Origin of the sequence: Mesorhizobium sp. Cs1321R2N1 (assembly GCF_037179725.1) — a bacterium.
Taxonomy (GTDB): domain Bacteria; phylum Pseudomonadota; class Alphaproteobacteria; order Rhizobiales; family Rhizobiaceae; genus Mesorhizobium; species Mesorhizobium salmacidum.
In genome coordinates this window covers 1-3,678 of sequence record NZ_JAPYKP010000255.1, presented here as the reverse complement: position 1 = coordinate 3,678, position 3,678 = coordinate 1, and the positions used below count along the sequence as shown (strand labels likewise).

At 63.2% G+C, this 3,678-nt stretch carries 3 protein-coding genes and 1 pseudogene; 2 read left to right on the top strand and 2 right to left on the bottom strand.

Annotated features, from left to right (window positions below):
• Both O7A61_RS31445 and O7A61_RS31440 read right to left on the bottom strand, forming a co-directional pair.
• Positions 1–197, bottom strand: a pseudogene (locus tag O7A61_RS31445) (uracil-DNA glycosylase); the annotation flags it as partial.
• 88 nt (positions 198–285) lie between these two features.
• On the bottom strand, positions 286–930 hold the full coding sequence (locus tag O7A61_RS31440) for a hypothetical protein (protein ID WP_337133060.1): 645 nt from the start codon (positions 928–930) through the stop codon (positions 286–288).
• Between the two features lie 220 nt (positions 931–1,150).
• Between O7A61_RS31440 and O7A61_RS31435 the strand changes: the two genes are divergently transcribed.
• Both O7A61_RS31435 and O7A61_RS31430 read left to right on the top strand, forming a co-directional pair.
• The gene (locus O7A61_RS31435) at positions 1,151–2,830 is read left to right on the top strand and encodes an electron transfer flavoprotein-ubiquinone oxidoreductase (protein WP_337133059.1); all 1,680 of its coding nucleotides are present in this window, start codon (positions 1,151–1,153) and stop codon (positions 2,828–2,830) included.
• A 104-nt stretch (positions 2,831–2,934) separates the two neighbouring features.
• Positions 2,935–3,531, top strand: coding sequence for a DUF922 domain-containing protein (locus tag O7A61_RS31430; protein ID WP_337133058.1), 597 nt, complete (start codon positions 2,935–2,937; stop codon positions 3,529–3,531).
• Positions 3,532–3,678 lie beyond the last annotated feature (147 nt).

Genomic DNA, 3,678 nt, shown 5'->3' with positions numbered 1-3,678 from the left:
GGCGGAGCCGCGGCCGGCTGCTCTGGTGAGCTGCTTTCGCGTGGCGTCGCCATCGGCATGCGCTCCGCCGGCTTCGGCGCGGCCTCCGCGAACCGGTTTACCGGCGCATCCTCCAAAGCCTCGTCAACACCCGCGCTGGCATAGAAGGCGAGCAGATCGGCGAAATCGACCGGATGGTTGGGAGAGGCGGCAGTCATGGCCGCACCATCGTCCGGGCGGCGCCAATTTGCAACCTCGGGAAGGCCGTGGCGGCAGGCAATCCCGCTGCCAAGGAGACGTCGCGGTCTAGCCAGTGGGTATGCGTGGATCCTGCACGAGATAGAAGGTCCATCGCGGCGTATAGTCGGTCATCAGGAATTCGAAGCGGGCGGTCTTCAGCGGATCGACCTTGCCGTTCTTGAACAGCAGCCGATCATAGGGTTCGAACTCGCGATCGAAATCGGCGAAATTGCTCGACCAGATATTGTCAGGTGTCTTGTTGCGCTGGTCGAACGAAAGCCCGTCTCCGAACACGCTTGGCTGGTCCAGTATTTCCTGCAGCTCGAACTGGAATTCAATCCAGCCCTGGCCGCTGTTGTTGAGCACGTCTATGCGCATATACATGATGCCGTTGGCGAACTCACCCGCCTTGCCGAATGTCTGGATCGGCTTTGTGGTGCGGATGGTCAGCGTCACGGGTGTCGCCGAATTCAGCTCTTCGGTGATGACAAGCGGATCGTCCTTGGTTCCGATGCCGGAGGCCCCGGTGATGCGGAAACCGCCAAGCTCGTCGGAGAATGAGTACGCGCCTGTCGACCAGACCTTCACTTCATCGGCGACGGCATGACCCGGCGCCAAAGCCAGAAGGGCCAAAGTAATCGCCCGGCAGGCCCGGCCGGGCGTTGATGGAAAGCGCGTCGAAGAGAAGCCGCCTGGCCCGGGAATGCGCATGGCGGGAAGTATGGCCGATAAGCAAGCCGTCGAACAATAAAAAACGCAAGTTTGGCGGGTCGCGCCGCGCGGAAGCGGCTTGCCTGCCGCGGAATGCGCGACTTTTTGGCCAAATCCGCATTGTCACGTATGCGCCGGTTTCCTGTCGCCAATTGATGCGCTATGCAGCGCAGGAGCCAGCAAGATACGCCAACGGCGGCAAGCCAGTGCGGAGGGGTTGATGAGCGATATCGAACGCGAAAGCATGGAATTCGACGTGGTCATCGTCGGTGCCGGACCGGCCGGCCTTGCCGCGGCCATCCGCCTCAAGCAGGTCAATCCCGAGCTCTCGGTCGTCGTGCTGGAAAAGGGCGGCGAGGTCGGCGCCCATATCCTATCGGGTGCCGTCGTCGATCCGATCGGCATCGACCGGCTATTGCCCGGCTGGCGCGAGGAGGATGGTCATCCCTTCAAGACGCCGGTCACGGCGGACCATTTCCTTGTGCTCGGCCCCGCCGGCTCGTTCCGCCTGCCCAACATCCTCATGCCGCCGCTGATGAACAACCACGGCAACTATATCGTCTCGCTGGGGAACGTCTGCCGTTGGCTGGCCGGCAAGGCCGAAGCGCTTGGCGTCGAGATCTATCCAGGCTTTGCCGCGACCGGCCTGCTCTACAATGAAGAAGGTGCCGTCACCGGCGTCGTTACCGGAGACATGGGCGTCGAGAAGGACGGCACGCACGGTCCGGGCTTCGCGCCGGGCATGGCGCTGATGGGCAAGTACGTGCTGATCGGCGAGGGCGCGCGCGGTTCGCTCGCCAAGCAGTTGATCGCCAGATACAAACTCTCCGATGGCCGCGAGCCGGGCAAATACGGCATCGGCCTCAAGGAACTCTGGCAGGTCAAGCCGGAGAACCATCGGCCCGGTCTGGTGCAGCATTCCTTCGGCTGGCCGCTCGACATGAAGACCGGAGGCGGTTCGTTCCTCTATCATCTGGAGGACAACCAGGTGGCTGTCGGCTTCGTCCTCCACCTCAATTACAAAAATCCTTATCTGTCGCCCTTCGAGGAATTCCAGCGCTTCAAGACCCATCCGGCGATCGCAGGCACGTTCGAGGGCGCCAAGCGCCTGGGCTACGGTGCGCGCGCCATAACGGAGGGTGGTTGGCAGTCGGTGCCGAAATTGTCGTTCCCGGGCGGCGCGCTGATGGGATGCGCGGCGGGCTTCGTCAATGTGCCGCGCATCAAGGGTTCGCACAATGCCGTGCTGTCCGGCATGCTGGCGGCCGATCATGTCGCCGAGGCGATCGGCGCCGGCCGTGCCAATGACGAGCTTTCCGCCTACGAAGAGGCCTGGCGCGCGACCGACATCGGCAAGGACCTGAAGAAGGTGCGCAACGTCAAGCCGCTATGGTCGCGCTTCGGCACCGTCATAGGCGTCAGCCTCGGCGGCCTCGATATGTGGCTGAACACGCTGTTCGGCGTCTCGCCCTTCGGCACGCTGAAGCATGGCAAGGCCGACTATGCCACGCTCGAGCCTGCCGCCCAGCACAAGAAGATCGCTTATCCGAAGCCGGATGGCGTGCTCACCTTCGACCGCCTCTCCTCGGTGTTCCTGTCCAACACCAATCACGAGGAAAACGAGCCGGTGCACCTCATCGTCGGCGACATGGCGCTGCAGCAACGGTCCGAGCACGATGTTTTCGCCGGGCCTTCCACGCGCTATTGTCCGGCGGGCGTCTATGAGTGGGTGGACAAGGATGGCAACGCCGCCGCCGATCCGCAGGCCAAGGACGTGCGCTTCGTCATCAACGCGCAGAACTGCGTCCACTGCAAGACCTGCGACATCAAGGACCCGAACCAGAACATCAACTGGGTGCCGCCGCAGGGCGGTGAAGGACCGGTCTACCAGGGTATGTGAGCGGCGGCGGAGCTCGTCTGTCGCCGCAGGGGCGGCCGTTTCAACCAAGCCCGTTGAAGCGCCGCTCGGAGTATGGTCTCATGGCTTCCGGAGAGGAGGCGGACATGCGCCCGAGGAATCTGATTACGATTGCCGCAGCCGGCATGCTGGTCTGCGCATCGGCCGCTTCGGCCGACACAAAGCTCACCGTGCATATCCGCAGCTATGACGTTGCCGGCAGGACCGGCGCCGCCCTTGTCGAGGCGATGGACCGATTGGGGCCCAAGCATGGCTATATGGCGCGCGCCATCGCCGAAACCGGCTACACCACGCACTGGGATCTCGATGTCGCCCGCCAGGATGGGACCTGTCGCCTGCGCCAGGCCAACGGGACGCTCGACGTAACCTACACTTTCCCACGGCGGCTCTCGCCAACAGATACAAGACTGCGCGAGCGCTGGGACCGTTTCATGGCCGGCGTCCGCAAGCATGAGCATACGCATGGCCGCATTGCAGCGCGGATGATGCGGGCCACCGAGACCGCGCTTGTCGGGCTGAAGCGCCCCGACAACTGGTTCTGCATGGGCACGCACATCGAAGCGAGGCGGCGCATCAACGCCATCTATGCCGAATACGAAGCCAGGCAGAATGCGTTCGATGCCCGCGAGCATCGTGATGGCGGCCGCGTCGAGCACCTGGTCGACGCGCTGACCAAACCTTGAAGGCGTCGTTGGCGTCTAGATGTGAGCTTTCGGGAGGTTGTCCATTCGGACCGAACCGAGGAGACTGGAGTTACCAGGCTTCAGTACAGATCGGAGGGTCCGAATGAACATCCACAAGAATGCCCGTCTGACGCCGCTGCGTCGAGA